This window comes from Inquilinus sp. CAU 1745 (assembly GCF_039839375.1).
GTDB lineage: Bacteria > Pseudomonadota > Alphaproteobacteria > DSM-16000 > Inquilinaceae > JBDOQU01.
In genome coordinates this window covers 1-1,334 of record NZ_JBDOQU010000033.1, presented here as the reverse complement: position 1 = coordinate 1,334, position 1,334 = coordinate 1, and the positions used below count along the sequence as shown (strand labels likewise).

1 protein-coding gene is annotated in these 1,334 nt (G+C 67.9%); it reads right to left on the bottom strand.

The window, feature by feature from the left end:
* Nucleotides 1-52: 52 nt before the first annotated feature.
* Nucleotides 53-1,252 (bottom strand): integrase core domain-containing protein, encoded by a 1,200-nt coding sequence (locus tag AAFN89_RS20775; protein WP_347541231.1) that lies wholly within the window; start codon nt 1,250-1,252, stop codon nt 53-55.
* Nucleotides 1,253-1,334: the final 82 nt, after the last annotated feature.

Sequence of the window (1,334 nt, the reverse complement as noted above, 5' to 3'; positions counted from 1 at the left end):
AATGTGCAACCGGGAACATTCCTGACAGTTAGTCCGGATACATTCCTGACAGTCAATCCGGCTGGGGTTCGTGAGCCGGTTTGGCGCGGGGCGGCCGCCCCGCGCCAAACCGGGCGGCTTTTCCTGTGGTTCGGTCGACGAGGACGACGGGCACCTCGGCGAAGCGGACCAGCCAATGGCCATCCTCACGTTCGCGAATGCCGACGGTTTCGCCGATCAGGGCTTCGGAGATGAAGACCATCGAACCTCGCCACTTGATCTCGCCGCTGGACCGGACCCGTCGCACCGCCTCGTCGGAGCCGTAGCAGGGCTCGTCAACGCGCTCAGAATAGGGCCGAGGCGAGGGGACATAGAACTGCCTTGGCTGACGCTGGCCGAGCGCCTCGTGCGGTCGTTCGTCGTTGAACTCGTGGCGGAACCCGTCGAATCGGCTCTGCTGCTCGGCCGGGGTTGCCGCCGGCCGGACGCAAGCCTCGGCCTTGAGGGTGCCGTGCATGCGCTCATGGCGGCCATTCTGCTGGGGCTGACCCGGATGGATCCGCTCCAGGCCAATGCCCATCTTCGCCCAGCGGGCCGACAGCCGGGTCAGCCCGCCGGCGCCGGTCGAGGCAAAGGGCGGCCCATTGTCGCTGCGGATGACCTTCGGCAAGCCATAGTCCCGAAACAGCCGCTCCATGACCGGCGCCACCGCCTCGGTGACCGGCGCGACGATGCGCAAGCCCAGCAGGTAGCGGCTGAAGGCGTCCGTCACCGTCAGCGGATCGCAGCGCTTCCCGTCGCCGGTCCTGAACCAACCCTTGAAGTCGATGCACCAGGCGTCGTTGGCCGCGGCTACCGCCGCGAACGGCTGCTCCACGCTCAGCGCCCGCCGGCGCCGCCGGCGCGGCTCGCTCAACCCCTCGCGCCGCAGGATATCGGCAACCGTGCTCGCCGACGGCCAAGCCGCCGACGGGGCTTCGGCCGCCAGGATCGCCAACAGCTTCTTGGGACCCCAGTACGGCTTGCGCCGGCGCGCCTCGATGATCCGCACCACCAGCGCCGCCGGCGTCGCCAGCCCGTGCCGGTGCGGCGCCCGCGAGCGCTCCTGCAGACCGGCGACCCCGTCCGCCTCGTAGCGGCGCTTCCAGACATACCCGGTCTCCCGGCTGATCCCATAGCGCTCGCAAAGCACCGTCATCGGCTCCTCTCCGCGCAGACAATCCGCCACGAACATCAACTTCTCATCCATCACTGACAGCTCTTTCCACGGCATCGGCAGGACCCTCCTGCCGGCCGGACTAACTGTCAGCAATGTATCTGGACAGAACTGTCAGGACTCTATCCGGGTCGGACCA